Annotated in this window: 19 protein-coding genes; 6 read left to right on the top strand and 13 right to left on the bottom strand. The window is 74.6% G+C overall.

Annotated elements, in window-relative coordinates; genetic code table 11:
• Nucleotides 1–18 precede the first annotated feature (18 nt).
• Nucleotides 19–954, bottom strand: a complete 936-nt coding sequence (locus ACI79Q_RS03100) for a quinone oxidoreductase family protein (protein WP_456614116.1) — start codon at nucleotides 952–954, stop codon at nucleotides 19–21.
• A gap of 85 nt (nucleotides 955–1039) precedes the next feature.
• Entirely contained in the window at nucleotides 1040–2239 is a 1200-nt protein-coding gene (locus tag ACI79Q_RS03095) for an acyl-CoA dehydrogenase family protein (protein ID WP_456587343.1), read from the bottom strand.
• Nucleotides 2240–2380: 141 nt separating this feature from the next.
• Here ACI79Q_RS03095 and ACI79Q_RS03090 point away from each other — a divergent pair, with 141 nt between their 5' ends.
• From ACI79Q_RS03090 to ACI79Q_RS03080, 3 genes are all read left to right on the top strand, one after another.
• Nucleotides 2381–3094: a M23 family metallopeptidase gene (locus ACI79Q_RS03090; protein ID WP_456599685.1), complete on the top strand. Its 714-nt coding sequence runs from the start codon at nucleotides 2381–2383 to the stop codon at nucleotides 3092–3094.
• A gap of 9 nt (nucleotides 3095–3103) precedes the next feature.
• Entirely contained in the window at nucleotides 3104–3475 is a 372-nt protein-coding gene (locus ACI79Q_RS03085) for a DUF4190 domain-containing protein (RefSeq protein ID WP_456614115.1), read from the top strand.
• A 77-nt stretch (nucleotides 3476–3552) separates the two neighbouring features.
• A complete protein-coding gene (locus ACI79Q_RS03080; protein WP_456587340.1) occupies nucleotides 3553–4197 on the top strand; it encodes a dihydrofolate reductase family protein in 645 nt (214 codons plus the stop codon).
• A gap of 55 nt (nucleotides 4198–4252) precedes the next feature.
• Here the strand turns inward: ACI79Q_RS03080 and ACI79Q_RS03075 are convergent, their stop codons facing one another.
• The 3 genes from ACI79Q_RS03075 to ACI79Q_RS03065 all read right to left on the bottom strand — a co-directional run bounded on the left by ACI79Q_RS03075 (nucleotide 4253) and on the right by ACI79Q_RS03065 (nucleotide 7258).
• Nucleotides 4253–5206, bottom strand: a complete 954-nt coding sequence (locus ACI79Q_RS03075; RefSeq protein ID WP_456587339.1) for an HpcH/HpaI aldolase/citrate lyase family protein — start codon at nucleotides 5204–5206, stop codon at nucleotides 4253–4255.
• 205 nt (nucleotides 5207–5411) lie between these two features.
• A complete protein-coding gene (locus ACI79Q_RS03070) occupies nucleotides 5412–6281 on the bottom strand; it encodes a DMT family transporter (RefSeq protein WP_456587338.1) in 870 nt (289 codons plus the stop codon).
• A gap of 101 nt (nucleotides 6282–6382) precedes the next feature.
• Nucleotides 6383–7258, bottom strand: a complete 876-nt coding sequence (locus ACI79Q_RS03065; protein WP_456587337.1) for a PhzF family phenazine biosynthesis protein — start codon at nucleotides 7256–7258, stop codon at nucleotides 6383–6385.
• 25 nt (nucleotides 7259–7283) lie between these two features.
• On the opposite strand from ACI79Q_RS03065, the gene ACI79Q_RS03060 reads away from it, so the two are divergent.
• Both ACI79Q_RS03060 and ACI79Q_RS03055 read left to right on the top strand, forming a co-directional pair.
• Complete coding sequence (locus ACI79Q_RS03060) at nucleotides 7284–8522, top strand: magnesium transporter MgtE N-terminal domain-containing protein (RefSeq protein WP_456614114.1); 1239 nt, start codon at nucleotides 7284–7286, stop codon at nucleotides 8520–8522.
• Nucleotides 8515–9033, top strand: a complete 519-nt coding sequence (locus tag ACI79Q_RS03055; RefSeq protein ID WP_456587335.1) for a DUF1003 domain-containing protein — start codon at nucleotides 8515–8517, stop codon at nucleotides 9031–9033. Before ACI79Q_RS03060 ends, ACI79Q_RS03055 begins: the two co-directional genes overlap by 8 nt.
• Nucleotides 9034–9039: 6 nt before the next feature.
• Here the strand turns inward: ACI79Q_RS03055 and ACI79Q_RS03050 are convergent, their stop codons facing one another.
• The 4 genes from ACI79Q_RS03050 to ACI79Q_RS03035 all read right to left on the bottom strand — a co-directional run bounded on the left by ACI79Q_RS03050 (nucleotide 9040) and on the right by ACI79Q_RS03035 (nucleotide 11320).
• Complete coding sequence (locus tag ACI79Q_RS03050; RefSeq protein ID WP_456613758.1) at nucleotides 9040–9504, bottom strand: PPC domain-containing DNA-binding protein; 465 nt, start codon at nucleotides 9502–9504, stop codon at nucleotides 9040–9042.
• Between the two features lie 86 nt (nucleotides 9505–9590).
• Nucleotides 9591–10247 carry a DUF6518 family protein gene (locus ACI79Q_RS03045; RefSeq protein WP_456614113.1) on the bottom strand — a complete coding sequence of 219 codons (657 nt, stop codon included), beginning with the start codon at nucleotides 10245–10247 and terminating at the stop codon, nucleotides 9591–9593.
• 66 nt (nucleotides 10248–10313) lie between these two features.
• Entirely contained in the window at nucleotides 10314–10631 is a 318-nt protein-coding gene (locus ACI79Q_RS03040; RefSeq protein WP_456587332.1) for an AzlD domain-containing protein, read from the bottom strand.
• Complete coding sequence (locus ACI79Q_RS03035) at nucleotides 10628–11320, bottom strand: AzlC family ABC transporter permease (protein ID WP_456587331.1); 693 nt, start codon at nucleotides 11318–11320, stop codon at nucleotides 10628–10630. Before ACI79Q_RS03035 ends, ACI79Q_RS03040 begins: the two co-directional genes overlap by 4 nt.
• A 165-nt stretch (nucleotides 11321–11485) precedes the next feature.
• On the opposite strand from ACI79Q_RS03035, the gene ACI79Q_RS03030 reads away from it, so the two are divergent.
• A complete protein-coding gene (locus tag ACI79Q_RS03030) occupies nucleotides 11486–12637 on the top strand; it encodes an Mrp/NBP35 family ATP-binding protein (RefSeq protein ID WP_456587330.1) in 1152 nt (383 codons plus the stop codon).
• A 121-nt stretch (nucleotides 12638–12758) separates the two neighbouring features.
• On the opposite strand, the gene ACI79Q_RS03025 is transcribed toward ACI79Q_RS03030, so the two are convergent.
• From ACI79Q_RS03025 to sigE, 4 genes are all read right to left on the bottom strand, one after another.
• Entirely contained in the window at nucleotides 12759–13124 is a 366-nt protein-coding gene (locus ACI79Q_RS03025; protein WP_456587329.1) for a twin-arginine translocase TatA/TatE family subunit, read from the bottom strand.
• Nucleotides 13125–13184: 60 nt separating this feature from the next.
• A complete protein-coding gene (locus ACI79Q_RS03020; protein WP_456614112.1) occupies nucleotides 13185–14636 on the bottom strand; it encodes a S1C family serine protease in 1452 nt (483 codons plus the stop codon).
• A gap of 98 nt (nucleotides 14637–14734) precedes the next feature.
• Nucleotides 14735–15304 carry an anti-sigma factor family protein gene (locus ACI79Q_RS03015; RefSeq protein WP_456587327.1) on the bottom strand — a complete coding sequence of 190 codons (570 nt, stop codon included), beginning with the start codon at nucleotides 15302–15304 and terminating at the stop codon, nucleotides 14735–14737.
• Nucleotides 15301–15888 carry an RNA polymerase sigma factor SigE gene (gene sigE, locus ACI79Q_RS03010; protein WP_456587326.1) on the bottom strand — a complete coding sequence of 196 codons (588 nt, stop codon included), beginning with the start codon at nucleotides 15886–15888 and terminating at the stop codon, nucleotides 15301–15303. Before sigE ends, ACI79Q_RS03015 begins: the two co-directional genes overlap by 4 nt.
• Nucleotide 15889 lies beyond the last annotated feature (1 nt).

Below are 15889 nucleotides of genomic sequence, written 5' to 3'. Positions count from 1 at the left end.
TCAACCGGGCCCGCCGCCTCAGAAGGTGAGCACGAGCCGTCCGCGCACGCCCCCCGCCTCCAGCACCCGGTGCGCCTCGGCCGCCTGCTCGGCGGGGAACGTGCGGGCCACCCGGAGGGTCACCGCACCCTCCTCGACCTGCTGGCGGAGCCGGTCCAGCGCCGCTCGGTCCTCGGCGACCTTCCGCACCATGGTCGGGAAGAAGCGCAGGCCGCGCTCGCCGTTGCCGCGGTAGCCGCGCACCGTGGCCACCGCTCCCCCGTCGCGGACGGCGGGCAGCACCTGCTCGTCCTGCACCGATCCGTCGGCCAGCCCGTCGACACCCTCGGGATAGTGCTCCCGGATCCGCGACGCCACCTCCTCCCCGCGCCGGACGACGACGTCGGCGCCCAGCGCGCGCACCAGCTCCTCGTCGGCCTCGGAGGCGTCGGCCACCACGGTCAGCCCGTCGGCCTTCGCCAGCTGCACCACGTAGCCGCCGAAGGCGCCCGCCGCGCCGGTCACCGCGAGCACCTGACCCGGCTGCAGCGCCATGAGGTCCAGGGCGAGCCGGGCGGTGAGCCCGTTCATGGGCAGGGTCGACGCCTCCACGGCGGTCGCCCCGGCCGGCGCGCGGACGACGGAGCCGCCCGGCAGCACCTTGTCCTCGCGGTAGGCGCCGTAGGGCCCGAAGGGCACGACGATCCCCATCGCCAGGTCACCCACGGACAGGTGGTCGACGCCCTCGCCGAGTTCGGTGACGACGCCGGCGACGTCCATCCCCGGCACCCACGGCGGGTTCTTCACCGGGTCGCGCCCGGCGTAGGCGCCGCTGCGGGCGTGGGTGTCGGTCGGGCTCACCGCGGCCGCCTCGACCCGCAGCCGCACCTGGCCCGGACCCAGGGGCTCCGGCTCCACCTCGACGATGTGCAGGACCTCCGGCCCGCCGAACTCGGTCACTCCCGCTGCACGCATGGCTCCTGCATACACGCGCACGCAGGAGTGAACGCGAGAGGCCCAGAACCGAAGTGGTTCTGGGCCTCAGGCGTTCAACGGGTTCTCAGCCCTTGAGCTTGTACTCCTTGAGCAGACCGCGGCTGATGATCGTCTTCTGGATCTCGCTGGTGCCCTCGCCGATGAGCAGGAACGGCGCCTCCCGCATGAGGCGCTCGATCTCGTACTCCTTGGAGTAGCCGTAGCCGCCGTGGATGCGGAAGGACTGCGTGGTGACCTCGGCGCAGTACTCGCTGGCGATCAGCTTGGCCATGCCGGCCTCGACGTCGTTGCGCTTGCCGGCGTCCTTGAGGCGGGCGGCGTTGACCATCATCAGGTGCGCGGCCTCGACCTTGGTGGCCATCTCGGCCAGCTGGAAGGCGATCGCCTGGTGCTGCGCGATCGGCTTGCCGAAGGTCTCCCGCTGCTGGGCGTAGGCGACGGCGAGCTCGAAGGCCCGGATCGAGATGCCGCAGGCGCGGGCGGCGACGTTGACCCGGCCGACCTCGACGCCGTCCATCATCTGGGCGAAGCCACGGCCCGGCTCGCCGCCGAGGATGTCGGTGGCCTCCGCCCGGTAGCCGTCGAACACCAGCTCGGTGGTGTCGACACCCTTGTAGCCCATCTTGTCGATCTTGCCGGGGATGGTGAGCCCGGGCTTGACCTCGCCGAACCCGGCCGGCTTCTCGACCAGGAACGTCGTCAGGTTCTGGTGGGCCTTCTCGGCGCCCTCGTCGGTGCGCACCAGCGCCGCGACCAGGGTGGAGCTGCCGCCGTTGGTCAGCCACATCTTCTGGCCGTCGATGACGTAGCCGCCGTCGGCCTGCTTCACGGCCTTGGTGCGGATGCCGGCGACGTCGGAGCCCAGCCCCGGCTCGGACATCGAGAAGGCGCCGCGCACCTCGCCGGTGGCCATGCGGGGCAGGTAGTACTCCTTCTGCTCCTGCGTGCCGTGCTGCTTGAGCATGTACGCCACGATGAAGTGGGTGTTGATGACGCCGGAGACGCTCATCCAGCCGCGGGCGATCTCCTCGACCACCAGCGCGTAGGTGAGCAGCGACTCGCCGAGGCCGCCGTACTCCTCGGGGATCATCAGCCCGAAGATGCCCAGCTCCTTGAGCCCGTCGACGATCTCCTGCGGGTAGACGTCGCCGTGCTCGAGCTCCTGCGCGTTCGGGATGATCTCGCGGTCGACGAAGCTCCTGACCGTCGACAGGATCTCGCGCTGGATGTCGGTCAGATCAGCGGTCTGGGCCAAGCGGGTCACAGGTTCGCTCCTCGGGGACTCCGGTGTCCGGGTTACCGGTGAGTATGGGGCACCCGGTCCCCGGGCTCTGCGTGCGCTCGGTCACTCCCGCGCGCGGCGGACCGGCGCGCGCGACCCGCCCCGGCCCCTAGGCTCGGCGGCATGCGCGAGGCATCGGCGCCGGTGGGCGGACCGCCCGAGGTGGAGCTCGCCCTGCCGTTCCGCGGCCGCTGGCTGACGCAGAACAGCCCGGCGCGGCGGGTGCCGTCCCACGGCGTGGACGTGCTCGGCGAGCGGTACGCCGTCGACTTCGTCCCCGTCGACGACCGGCACCGGACGGCCGCTACCCGCGACTGGCGCACGCTCCTGGCCGTCGAACCGCCGGAGCGCTTCGTGGGTTTCGACCGGCCGGTCCTCGCCCCGGCCGGTGGCGTCGTCGTCCACGTGCACGACGGCGAGCCCGACCACGGGGCGCGCCGCTCCCAGCTCGCCCTGCTCGGCTACGCGCTGGGCCAGGCCGGGCGACTGCGCCAGGGGGTTCCCGCCGTGGCGGGCAACCACGTCGTCATCGAGCTGCCGGCGTCCGGCCGGTTCGTCGCGCTGGCCCACCTGCGATCCGGTTCGCTCCGCGTCTCGGTGGGTGATGCGGTCCACCCCGGACAGCACCTGGCCGGGTGCGGCAACTCCGGCAACTCGACCCAGCCGCACCTGCACCTGCAGGCCATGGACAGCGCCGACCTGACCGTCGCCCGCGGGCTCCCGATCGCGTTCACCCGCTTCCGGGAGTGGCCGCGCGGCGGAGCGCCGCGGAGCCGGGAGCGGGGGATGCCGGGCGAGGGCGCGGTGGTCGAGCCGGAGGAAACCGAGGCGGGCTAGCGTGCGGCGGTGACCTACCGTGACGACCCGCCGCAGGACGGCTACGGCCCACCGCCGGGATACGGCCCGCCCCCCGGCTACGGGCAGCCCCACGGTCCGCCCGGCTACGGCCCCCCGCCCGGGTACGGCCCGCCGCAGTGGGGCCGGCCGACGAACACCCTGGCGATCCTCGCCCTGGTCATGGCGTTCGTCTTCGCGCCCGTCGGGCTGGTGCTCGGCATCATCGCCCGCCGGCAGATCCGCGAGACCGGCGAGGAGGGGGCCGGCCTGGCGCTGGCCGGGATCATCGTCGGCGGCCTGGTCACCGGCTTCTTCGTGCTCATGATCGTGCTCTGGATCGTCGCGTTCGCGGCGCTGACCAGCACCGGCTTCGGCCCCTGATCGCCGCTCGCCGTTGGCGGCGATGAGTTCCGGGCGCTCCAGCGGTCCCCCCTCCACCGACGACGAGAGGGGCAACGGTGGCTCAACTGCTCAGGGTGCAGAACTTCACGGTCTCCAGCGACGGCTTCGGCGCCGGCGAGGGGCAGAGCCTCGAGCGGCCGTTCGGCCACGCCGACCCCGGCGAGCTGATGGCCTGGGCCCTCGCCACGGCGAGCTTCCCGAACCGCTCCGAACCCGGGGGCAGCCGCGGGCTCGACGACTACTTCACCCGCGACTTCGCCCACGGCATCGGCGCGGAGATCATGGGCCGCAACAAGTTCAGCCCGCACCGCGGGCCGTGGCGCGACCTCGACTGGCAGGGCTGGTGGGGCGCCGAACCGCCGTTCCACACGCCCGTGTTCGTGATGACCCACCACGTCCGTCCCTCGTTCACGCTCTCGGACACCACGTTCCACTTCGTGGACGCCGACCCCGGGACGGTGCTCGCGCAGGCGCGTGCGGCCGCCCAGGGCAAGGACGTGCGGCTCGGTGGCGGCGCCACCGTCATCCGGGAGTTCCTCGCCGCCGACCTCGTCGACACCCTGCACGTGGCCGTCTCGCCGGTGCAGCTCGGCTCCGGCGTCCGGCTGTGGGAGTCGCCGGACGAGCTGCTCGACCGCTTCCACCGCGACGTCGTGCCGAGCCCGAGCGGCGTGACCCACCACCTGTTCTGGCGGAGGTAGCGGGAACGACGAACGGCGGCCCCGGACCGCTCCGGAGCCGCCGCGTCGTGGCGTCTCAGTCCTCGGGGGGCGTGAAGGACGACGTCCGGGACATGCCCGCGGCGCGGCCCTTGCCGGCGATGACCAGCGCCATCTTGCGGCTGGCCTCGTCGATCATCTCGTCGCCGAGCATCGCCGAGCCCTTCTTGCCGCCGGCCTCCGACGTGTACCAGTCGTAGGCGTCGAGGATCAGCTCGGCGTGGTCGTAGTCCTCCTGCGACGGCGCGTAGATCTCGTTGGCGGCGTCGATCTGGCCGGGGTGCAGCACCCACTTGCCGTCGAAGCCGAGGACGGCCGACCGCTTCGCGACCTCCTCGAACGCCGGCACGTCGCGCACCTGCAGGAACGGGCCGTCGATGGCCTGCACGCCACGGGCGCGGGCGGCCATGAGGATCTGCATGAGGATGTAGTGGAAGGGGTCACCCGGGTAGTCCGGGTGCAGGGCGCCGACCACCAGCGACTTCATGTTGATGCTGGCCATGAAGTCGGCCGGGCCGAAGATGATCGTCTCGATGCGCTCGCTGGCGAACGCGATGTCGTTGACGTTGATCAGGCCCTGCGCCGTCTCGATCTGCGCCTCGATGCCGATGCGCCCGACGGGCAGCCCGTTGGTCTTCTCGATCTGGGTGAGCAGGATGTCCAGCGCGCGCACCTGGGCGGCGTCGACGACCTTCGGCAGCATGATGCAGTCGAGGTTGGCGCCGGCGCCCTCGACGACCTCGATGACGTCGCGGTAGGTCCACTCCGTCGTCCAGTCGTTGACCCGGACGGTGCGGATCTTGTCGCCCCAGCCGCCCTCGTTCAGCGCCGCGACGATGTTCTTGCGGGCGCCGGGCTTGGCCAGCGGCGCGCACGCGTCCTCCAGGTCGAGGAACACCTGGTCGGCGGGGAGGCCCTTGGCCTTCTCCAGGAACCGGGGGTTGCTGCCCGGGACGGCCAGGTTGGAACGACGGGATCGGAGCTCGGCCACGGTGCCTCCGCGTGTGGGTCGGAAAGTTCGGCTACCGGAGGGTAGCGACGGCGTCGCACGCCCGCGCTGCCGCGTTGATCATCGGCCGTCGGCCCCGTCGCAGGGGCCCGCCACGAGCCTGCGAGTGGTCGGGAGGCCTCGGTGCCGGGTCCCGCCGCGAGCCTGCGAGTGGCAGGGGGACCGAGGTCCTTCTGGGGGTCCTTGCTCAGGTGGCGGGCTCGACCAGGGTCGCCGGACGTCCGGCCCGCACCACCAGCGCCACCCCGGCCACCACCAGTACGACCCCGGGCAGCGCCAGCAGCGGCGGCACCTGGCCGAGGAGGACGAGCGCGAACAGCAGCGCGCCGGGCACCTCGAGCAGGACGGCGAGGCTCACCACGGTCGGGCCCACCGACGAGAGCACCAGGTTGAGCAGCGTGTGCCCGAACAGCTGCGCGGAGACGGTGATGCCCGCGATCAGCCACCAGTCCCGGGCCTCGAACCCGCCCAGCGGCGCGTCGACGAGCAGCGCCGCCACCGCGATCACCACGGCGCACACGGAGTAGCAGACGACGGCGTAGGCCGAGGTCGCCAGCCGCCGCCGGGCGCGCGCCCCGGCCAGGACGTACCCGCCGGCGCAGATCGCCCCGAGCAGGGCCAGCGCATCGCCCGCGAGCGCCTCGGCGCTCACCGTGACGTCCACGCCCACGATCAGCACGACGCCGGCGAACGCGAGGAGCAGGCCCCACCAGACCGCGGCCGGCAGCCGCACCCCCGAGATCCGGGCCGCGAGCGCCGTCCAGATCGGCGTGGTGGTGACCAGCGCGACCGAGGCGGCCACCGTCGTCATCGACAGGCTCGGCAGCCACGCGGCGAAGTGCGCCGCGAGGAAGAGCCCCGCGACCACCGAGCTGCGCAGGTCCCGCGCCCGCAGGCCGGCCAGCGTGGCCCGCTCGCGGGTGAGCAGCACGGGCACGAGCGCGGCCGCGCCCGCTGCGTTGCGCCAGAACGCCAGCGCCAGCATCGGCGCGGTGACCATCGCGGTCAGCGGCGCCGACAGCGAGACCCCCACGACCGCGAGGGAGAGCAGGCCCACGTCCCGGCTCCCGGGTCGGTGCAGCGCCCAGGCGGAGGACGCGTGGCCCTCCCGCAGCGCCCCGCCGCGAGCGGGCGAGTGGCGGGGGGCAGGAGTGCCCTTCACCAGGACGGCACCCGGATCCGACCGCTCGCCACCGGGACGACGGCACCGCGCACGGTGGTCGCGACCGCCCGCCCGCCGGCCGCGGTGACGGTGCACCCGAGGACCGAGGGGCGCCCCATCCGCTCGCCCTGCCGCACGGTGAACGACGTCGTCCCCTCCCCGGCCACCAGACCGCTCTCGACCAGCCACACCCCCGCGCCCAGCGCGGCGGAGCCGGTGGCCGGGTCCTCGCCCCAGTTCAGGTCGCGGGCGAAGACACGCGCGCGGGCGGTCGCGGTCGCGCCGTCCCAGGAGAGCACCGACACGCCCTCACCGACGTCGAGCCCGGCGAGCGCGGCCCGGTCGGGGTCGGCCCGGTCGACGGCGTCGGGGCACACGGACAGGTAGCCGAAGGGCAGGCCGCAGCCGGCGACGTCCGAGGGAACCCCGGTGACGTCGGCCTCGTCCAGCCCGAGCGCAGCGGCCAGCACAGCCGGCGCGGGTCCGTCCTGGAGCGTCGGCCGGCCACCGGAGAGGGTCGCGCCGCCGTCGTCGACCACCACGTCGAGCACCCCGGCACCGCACTCCTGGCGCAGCGTCCCCGCCGGCAGCCGCCCGGTGCGGACCAGGGTGTGCGCCGCGCCGACGCTCGGATGGCCCGCGAAGGGCAGCTCGGCGTAGGGCGTGAAGATCCGCACCCGGTAGTCGGCGCCGGGCTCCGTGGGGGCGCACAGGAACGACGTCTCCGAGAGCTGGAACTCGTTCGCCAGGGCCTGGCACTGCTGCGTCGTGAGCTCGTCGGCGGCGAAGACCACCGCCAGCGGGTTCCCGGCGAACGCCCGCGGGGCGAACACGTCGACGACCTCGTACTCCAGCGCAACCGGGGCAGTCACGGCGCCGACGGTAGCCTTCCGATCCGTGACGACGGCGACCAGGGCGTACGTCTCCCGGCTTGCCGGGCTGACCGTCTTCGACCCCAACGGCGACCGGGTCGGGAAGGTCCGCGACGTCGTCGTCGGGCTCCGGGTGGGCACCGCCTGCCCCCGCGTCCTCGGCCTCGTGGTCGAGGTGGTCGCCCGGCGGCGGATCTTCGTGCCGATGGGCCGGGTGACGGCGCTGGACCCGGGAGCGGTGATGCTCGCGTCGGGCACCCTCAACCTCAAGCGGTTCGAGCAGCGGGGCGGCGAGACCCTCGTGCTCGGCGAGCTGCTCGACCGGCAGGTGACGATCAACGAGTCCGGCCGCCCGGCCACGGTCGTCGACGCCGGCATGGAGCAGACCCGCACCGGCGACTGGCTGCTGTCCCGGGTCGCCGTCCAGGAGCCCGGTCGCATCGGCCGGCGCGGGCAGCTGCACCAGCTCGAGTGGGGCGAGGTCACCGGGCTGGCGCTCTCGCCGGCCGGGCAGGGCGCCGAGACGCTGATCGCCACCTACCGGGAGCTGAACGCAGCGGACATGGCGCACGCGCTCCAGGAGCTCCCGATCAAACGCCGGCACGAGGTCGCCGAGGCCATGGACGACGTGCGGCTGGCCGACGTCCTGGGCGAGCTCCCCGAGGCCGAGCAGATCACCATCCTCGGCACGCTGGAGGAGGGCCGCGCGGCCGACGTCCTGGAGGAGATGGACCCCGACGACGCCGCGGACCTGCTCTCCGAGCTGCACCACGTCGACCGCGACCGGCTGCTCGAGCTGATGGAGCCCGACGAGGCCGAGTCGGTGCGCCAGCTGCTCAAGTACTCGGAGGACACCGCCGGCGGGATCATGACCAGCGAGCCGGTCATCCTCTCCCCCGACGCCACCGTCGCCGAGGCGCTGGCCCGGGTGCGGCAGGAGGAGATCACCCCCTCGCTGGCCAGCCAGGTGTACGTCTGCCGCCCGCCGTCGGCCACGCCGACCGGGCGGTACCTGGGGCTCGCGCACATCCAGCGGCTGCTGCGCGAGCCACCCTCGACCCTGGTGAGCGGCGTGCTCGACGACCTGGAGCCGCTCAAGCCGGAGGCGCCGCTCGCCGAGGTCACCCGCTACTTCGCCACCTACAACCTGGTCGCCGCGCCGGTGGTCGACGCGCAGGGCCGGCTGGTCGGCGCGGTGAGCGTCGACGACGTCCTCGACCACCTGCTGCCCGATGACTGGCGGGAGCGGGCGCGCCGTGGCTGACACGCCCCGGCTGGACGTCCCGCGCGGCGGCGCCCGCCGGTTCGGCAGCTTCCTGCGGCTCAACCCCGACGCGGTCGGGCAGTTCGCCGAGGGCATCGCACGCTTCCTGGGGACGGGGCGATTCCTGGCCGTCCAGACGATCCTCGTCGTCGTCTGGATCTCGCTGAACGTTTTCGCCGTCCAGCTGCGCTGGGACCCGTACCCGTTCATCCTGCTCAACCTGGCGTTCTCGACCCAGGCCGCGTACGCCGCCCCGCTCATCCTGCTGGCGCAGAACCGGCAGGCCGACCGCGATCGCGTGCAGGCCGAGGAGGACCGCGCCCGGGCGGCGCAGAACCGCGCCGACACCGAGTACCTGGCCCGCGAGCTGGCCGCGCTCCGCGTGGCCGTCGGCGAGCTGGCCACCCGGGACTTCATCCGCGGCGAGCTCAACCGGCTGGTGCCGGACGAGGGCGAGGACCGGGAGCGGCGCGACAAGAAGGGCAAGCGGAAGCGCGACCCGGTCGCCTGAGCCCGCTCAGTGCTCGGCGCGGTCCAGGTCGATCAGCGCCAGCCCGATCTCCGGGCGCATGGTCTTGCGCAGCTGCGCCGGGCTCTCCCGGACCACCACCTCCAGCGTGGGCCACACCTCGCCCTCGAGCAGGTGGCCGCCGCGCGTGGTGGCGTCGGGCAGGCCGAGGACGGCGTGCAGGTGCAGCGCCGGGTTCCCGTCGGTGCCCAGGGCGACGTCGCCGATCAGCGAGAGCACCTCGCACTGCTGGCCGACGGTGACCCGCCGGTAGTCGCTGGTCTGCCGGTCGAACCAGCCGACCACCGCGCGCCGGAACGCGCCGACGGCGGTGACCTGGGCGGCGGAGAGCCGCTCCTCCCGGGCGAACGAGGTCAGCGCCGCCACCGCCTCGTCCCCCTCGTCGAGGATCACGACGTAGGTGCGCTCGCGTTCCGCACTCGTTCCCGGGGTGGTGATCTCGCGGTACTGCACGGGGTCCCTCCGATCGTCGGGGTCGGGCACCCGCTGCCGTGCCCCCCGATCGGCCCCCCAATCCCCGGGCGACCCCGTGCCGCCGGTCAGCGGACGAGGCCGGTCCCGTACAGGCGGTCGAGCAGCTCCTGCGCCAGCCAGGCCATGGGGAGCAGCAGTCCCAGCGCCCACAGCCGGGTGCTGCGCCGGCGGGGCAGCAGCAGGACGACGACCAGGACGACGACGACCTCCACGACCGCCTGCACCGGGTGCAGCACCACGTCGCTGCCCGTCCGATCCAGCCAGAAGCCGCGGAGCGCGCCGTTCGCCAGGGCCGTCCCCGCGGCCAGCGCGAGCAGCGCCCCGGCCAGCGGACCCGGCCGGCGGGAGGCCCACCAGCAGACCGCCGCGAACACCGCCACCGCGGTGGCCGCGAGCAGCAGCCAGGCGGCGATCAGCCCGGGGTCGTAGCCGAAGCCGAGCACGAGGACCGCCCAGCCGTAGTAGGCGGCGGTCATCGCGGCGAAGAAGACGGCCGCACGGACCGCGGCCGACGCGACGCCGGGCGCGAACCGCCCGATCAGCGCCACCACGAGCACCCAGGCCGCCGGGTAGGTGCCGAGATCGGCGGCCCACCGCCACCCCGACTCGTCGCCGAGCTTGGCCGCCACGCCGGCGACCCCGCCCAGGACGGCGAGACCGGCGAGCCGCAGGAACGCCTCCCGCCGGGCGGCCGCCCGCCCCGGCGTCGCAGCCTCGGTCACCTCTGTCACCCCGCGATCCTGGCCGAGGGGCGGGTGAGCTGCGGTTCCGGCGCGCCGCGGTACCGGTCAGCCGGTGACGACGTGCACGAGCGCCCCGGCCGCCCCCGCGAGCACCAGCACCACGATGAACGGCGCCCGCAGCGCCAGGGCCAGGGCAGCGACGGCCAGCCCGGCCAGCCGCCCGTCGAGCACGAGCCGGTCGCCGCTGGTGAGGGCCTGCACCACCACGAGGGCGGCCAGCAGCGCGGCGGGCACGAAGTCGACGACCCGCGCGACCCACGGCTGCTCCACCCACGCCGCCGGCACCGACAGGCCGGCCAGCTTCAGCAGGTAGCAGCCGGCCGAGGCCACCAGGACCGCCGTCCACACCGCGGTAGCGCTCATGCCGGGCGGACCTCCGACCGCGGCCGGCCGGCGAGCGCGACCGCCACCACCGCGGCGACGACCTGCACGCCGGCGGGCACGAACGGCGTCAGGGCCAGCGCCACCACCGCTCCCCCGAGGGCGACGCGGCGCTGGACCTGCGCCTCCGGGAAGCCCGCGCGCAGCCGGGGCCACAGCAGCGCGAGGAAGGCCGCGGGGACGACGGCGTCCAGCGCCGCCTCCGCCGCCCCGCCGAGCTCCGAGGCGCCGAGCACGCCGATCAGCGTCGTGACGTTCCAGCCGAGGTAGATGGTGGCGCCGGTGGCCCAGAACGCCAGCCGGCCCAGCTCGCGGTCGGGCGCGGCCACGGCCATCGCCGTCGTCTCGTCGATCACCCAGTGCGCCGCACCGGCCCGCCGGGCCGGTCCCCGGGGCGCCAGCAGCGGGGCCATGCGGACGCCGTAGACGGTGTTGCGCGTGCCGAGCAGCAGCGCGCTGCCCGCGGCCGCCGCCGCACTCCCGCCGGCCCCCAGGACGCCGACGAGCGCGAACTGCGACGCGCCGGTGAACATCAGCGCCGAGAGGGTCATCGCCTGCCAGACGTCCAGCCCGGCCGCGTCGGCGGCGGCTCCGAAGGCGATGCCGTACAGCCCGACCGCGAGGCCCAGCCCCACGGCGTCGCGCAGGGTCTGGGAGCGGTCGGCCGGCACGACCCCGACCCTAGGACGCGGCCGGCTGCGCGGTAGATCACCCTCCGCCGGGCAGGCCGGGCCGCCACCCGCCGTACAGTGGCAGGCGACCGATCGCGCAGGTCGCCGCTTCTGGCCGCAGACCGCCGGACGCCGGTCCCCCGTCGAAGGAGACAGACGAACACCATGTCCGACCAGCTGACCGGCACCCCGGCGCTCGACGCCGTCAACGCCGCTCTGGCCACCGTCCAGGACCCGGAGATCAACCGCCCGCTCACCGAGCTCGGCATGGTCAAGGACGTGCGGATCGGGCCCGACGGCTCGGTCGACGTCGAGGTGTACCTGACCGTCGCCGGCTGCCCGATGCGGGAGACGATCACCAACCGGGTCACCGCCGCCGTCGGCGCCGTCCCCGGCGTGACCTCGGTGCAGGTCGCCCTCGACGTGATGAGCGACGAGCAGCGCGCCGAGCTGCGCAAGACCGTGCGCGGCACCGACGCCGCGGACCCGGTGATCCCCTTCGCCCAGCCCGGCTCGCTCACCCGCGTCTACGCCGTCGCCTCGGGCAAGGGCGGCGTCGGCAAGTCCAGCGTCACCGTGAACCTCGCCGCGGCCCTGGCCAAGCGCGGGCTGTCGGTCGGTGTCGTGGACGCCGACATCTACGGCCACTCCGTGCCGCGCATGCTCGGCGTCGACGACAAGCCCACCCAGGTCGACAACATGATCATGCCGCCGCAGTCGATGGGCGTGAAGGTCATCTCGATCGGCATGTTCACCCCCGGCAACACGCCGGTCGTGTGGCGCGGGCCGATGCTGCACCGCGCGCTGCAGCAGTTCCTCGCCGACGTGTGGTGGGGCGACCTCGACGTCCTGCTGCTGGACCTCCCCCCGGGCACCGGTGACGTCGCGATCTCCATCGCGCAGCTGCTGCCCAACGCCGAGATCCTCGTCGTCACCACCCCGCAGCTGGCCGCGGCCGAGGTGGCCGAGCGCGCCGGTGCGATCGCCACGCAGACCCACCAGCAGGTCGTCGGCGTCATCGAGAACATGAGCTGGATGGAGCTCCCCGACGGCTCGCGCGTCGAGGTCTTCGGCTCCGGCGGCGGGCAGACGGTCAGCGACGCGCTCACCCGCACCCTCGGTGCGCGCGTCCCGCTGCTGGGTCAGATCCCGCTGGACACCCGGCTCCGGGAGGCCGGCGACGCCGGTGCGCCGATCGTCCTCGCCGACCCCGAGACCCCGGCCGCCAAGGCGCTGGAGAAGATTGCCGACGGGCTCGCCGTCCGCCAGCGCGGGCTCTCCGGGATGAGCCTCGGGCTCACCCCCGTCAAGCACTGAGCTGAGCCGCCCGCTCTGGGGGTGTTCCTCCCGCTGTCGGCGTCCTTCAGGACTCCACCAGCGGGAGGAGCACCCCCAGAGTCGTGATCAGGGGTCGTGTCGCGGCGCCCGGCTCAGGGGGTCAGGTCGCGTCGATGTCGAACGGCGGCGGGACGCTGCGGTCGCGCAGCTGCGCGGCGACCACCGTGGCGGCCGTCGCCCCGTTCGCCGTGGCGGCGGGTACCCGGGCGTCGTCGTCGTCACCCAGCAGCTGCTCGCGGATGAACGTCCGCGGGTGGTACTTGCGCAGGTCGAGGTCCCGCAGCTCCGCGAAGTCGTCGCCGAGGGAGTCGTTGACCTGGGTGCGCATGCCGGTGACCGCACTGCGCAACCGCTTGAGCCCGGCGGCGGCCTCGCGCGCCAGGTCGGGCAGCCGCTCCGGCCCGAAGATGAACAGGGCGGCGAGCGCCAGCACGAAGATCTCGCCCCAGCCGATCGAGTCGAACACCGTGCTCCCTGTTCCTCCGGCCGCCAGCGCTACCGGGGGTCAGCGTAGCCGCCGCCGGGCCTATGCGGCGGCGAGCGTCACCTCGACCGTGCGCGAGCTCCCGCCGCGCACGAGCTCGACGGTCACGACGTCCCCCGGCTGCCGGGCGTCGACGGCGACGGCCAGCTCCTCGGAGCTGCCGACCGGCGTGTCCCCGACGGCGATGATGACGTCCTGCTCGCGGATGCCGGCCTCGGCCGCGGGGCTGCCCGGCTCGACGTTGACGACCAGGGCGCCGTCGCGCGTGCCGTCGGTGACCGACCGGGCGTTGACGCCGAGCGTGGCGTGCACGGCCGAGCCGGTGGCGATGAGCTGCTCGGTGATCCGCTTCACCGTGTCCACCGGGATCGCGAAACCGAGGCCGATCGACCCACCGGCGCCGGTCGAGGCGATCGCGGTGTTGATGCCGACGAGCGCCCCGCTCCCGTCGACCAGCGCCCCACCGGAGTTGCCCGGGTTGATCGGGGCGTCGGTCTGCACCGCGCTGATCACCGCATTGGTGTCGGTGCCCTCGCCGGAGAGCCGTACCGGGCGGTCCAGCGCGCTGACGATCCCGCTGGTGACGGTGCCCGCCAGCCCCAGCGGCGAGCCGATCGCCACCACCGGGTCGCCGACCACGACGTCGCCGGACCGGCCCAGCGCGGCCGTCACCAGACCGGGCTTCTCCACCTTGACGACGGCGAGGTCGCTGGCCGGGTCTCGGCCCACGATGCGCGCGGCGGATCCGCTGCCGTCGGAGAAGACCGCCCGGATCTCGGCGCCCTCGACGTCGTCGGCGCCGGAGATGACGTGGTTGTTCGTGACGATGTAGCCGTTCTCGCCGTCGATCACGACCCCGGAACCGGTGGCACCGGCCTGGCCGACGCGCACCTCGATCGAGACGACCGCCGGGATCACCGCCTCGGCGATGCCCGACACCGACCCCTGCTCGCGGGGCCCGCCCGGATCGACCTGTGTGAGGGTGGTGCCCGGGGTGTGGAGGGGCGTCTCGTCCGCGGTGCGGGTGAGGTACCAGCCGACGCCGCCGCCGACGAGGCCGACGACCAGCAGGCCGAGCACGGCGAGCGTGGTCAGGCGGATCGAGAGGTCCCGCAGCCGCACCTTGCGGCGGCCGCGGGCGTCCACGACGACGGGGCCGGGCTGGCGGTCCTCGTCGTACACGGCGGGAGCGCCCAGCGCGGCGGGGGACGACGGGTCGCGCCAGGGGTCCTCACGCGCGTCGGCCTTCCACCACGGGCCGGTGGCGGTGCGCCGCCGTCCGGGGCGGCCATCCGGCGGCTCCTGCAGGCCGCCCCGCCCCGGAGCGGGTGGGCCGAAGGCGCGCAGCAGCGCCTCGGGCGGTGGGGGCGGCACCGGGCGCGGCGGGAGGGTCGGGCGGTCGCCGGCGAAGCTGCCCGTCACCCGCTCCGGGCGTCCGAAGGCCGTGGCCTGCGCGGGGCTGGGCTGGGGGGCGCGGACCGGGCCGGGCGCCACCCGGGGGGCCGTCGTCTCGTCGAAGGCGCCGGCCTGGCCCTCGGGCCGCGCGTAGGCGGCGGCGTCGCCGTCCTCCGGGGCGTCGCGCCGCGTGCTGCTCAGGGGGTCCCGCCCGGGGAGCCGAGGCCGCCGACGGTGCCGATGGTCACCGTCCGCAGCACCGGCGGCGCGACCTCGGTGTGCTGCTCGGGCCGCACCGGATCGGCCGCGGGCGCGCGGCCGCCGTCGGGCGGCAGGGTGAGCGCCAGCGCCGTCACCCCGGCGCCCAGGCCGACGATCGTCCCGGCGACGCCGCGGCGGAACCAGCGGTGGTCGGACGACGTGCGCCGGTGCGCCCCTTCGGTGAGGTCGACGGAGAAGGCGCCGGTGCTGCCCGTGACCGTCAGCTCCCCGGCCGAGGCGCTCAGCCCCCCGGTGCCGGCACCGGCCCCCGGTACCTCGGCGGTGAAGGGGATGGCGCGGAGCCGGGACAGCAGATCACCGGGCATGGCCACGTCGGCGGAGCCGTGGAGGGCCTCCTTGGCCTCGCGCTGCGCGGCCACGGCCATCCGGCAGGAGGCGCAGGCGGTGAGGTGGCGGGCCGCCCGACCGGCGGGCCCGGCGGAGAGCTCGCCGTCGACCAGTGCGGCGATCGCCTCCTGCGCCAGGTGGCTCTCCGGGATGCTCATGCCCCCACCTCCCCCGGGACGCCCGCCCGGCGCGGGGCCAGGTGCGCCAGCGCCTCGCGCAGCTGCACCCGCCCCCGGTGGATGCGGCTGCGCACGGTGCCGAGCTTGATGCCCAGCGTGGCGGCGATCTCCTCGTAGGTCAGCCCCTCGATGTCGCACAGCACGACGGCCACCCGGAACTCCGGGGACAGCGCGTCGAGCGCCGCCTGCACCTGGGGGTCGAGGTGGGTGTCGGCGTACACCTGCTCCGGGCTCGGCGCGCGGCCGGGCAGGCGCTCGGTGTCGTCGGGCAGCGCGTCGAAGCGGATCCGCTGCCGACGCCGGACCATGTCGAGGAACAGGTTCGTGGTGATCCGGTGCAGCCAGCCCTCGAAGGTGCCCGGCGAGTAGTCGGCCAGCGAGCGGAACACCCGGACGAAGGTCTCCTGCGTCAGGTCCTCGGCGTCCTGGGGGTTGCCCGACAGGCGGTAGGCCAGCCGGTACACCCGGGCGGAGTGGTCGCGGACGACCTGCTCCCAGGACGGCGCCACCCAGCCCGGCTGCTCCGCGGGAGCGGCGGACTGCGGGGCGGTGGCCTCGGGCACG

The organism is Blastococcus sp. SYSU DS0828 (genome assembly GCF_054050975.1).
This window is presented reverse-complemented; position numbering and strand designations above follow the sequence as displayed.

What these genes read in the sequence shown, in the direction of transcription:
- ACI79Q_RS03100 (WP_456614116.1), bottom strand. Translation starts at nt 954, where the DNA reads ATGCGTGCAGCGGGAGTGACCGAGTTCGGCGGGCCGGAGGTCCTGCAC.
- ACI79Q_RS03090 (WP_456599685.1), top strand. Translation starts at nt 2,381, where the DNA reads ATGCGCGAGGCATCGGCGCCGGTGGGCGGACCGCCCGAGGTGGAGCTC.
- ACI79Q_RS03040 (WP_456587332.1), bottom strand. Translation starts at nt 10,631, where the DNA reads ATGAGCGCTACCGCGGTGTGGACGGCGGTCCTGGTGGCCTCGGCCGGC.
- ACI79Q_RS03030 (WP_456587330.1), top strand. Translation starts at nt 11,486, where the DNA reads ATGTCCGACCAGCTGACCGGCACCCCGGCGCTCGACGCCGTCAACGCC.
- ACI79Q_RS03015 (WP_456587327.1), bottom strand. Translation starts at nt 15,304, where the DNA reads ATGAGCATCCCGGAGAGCCACCTGGCGCAGGAGGCGATCGCCGCACTG.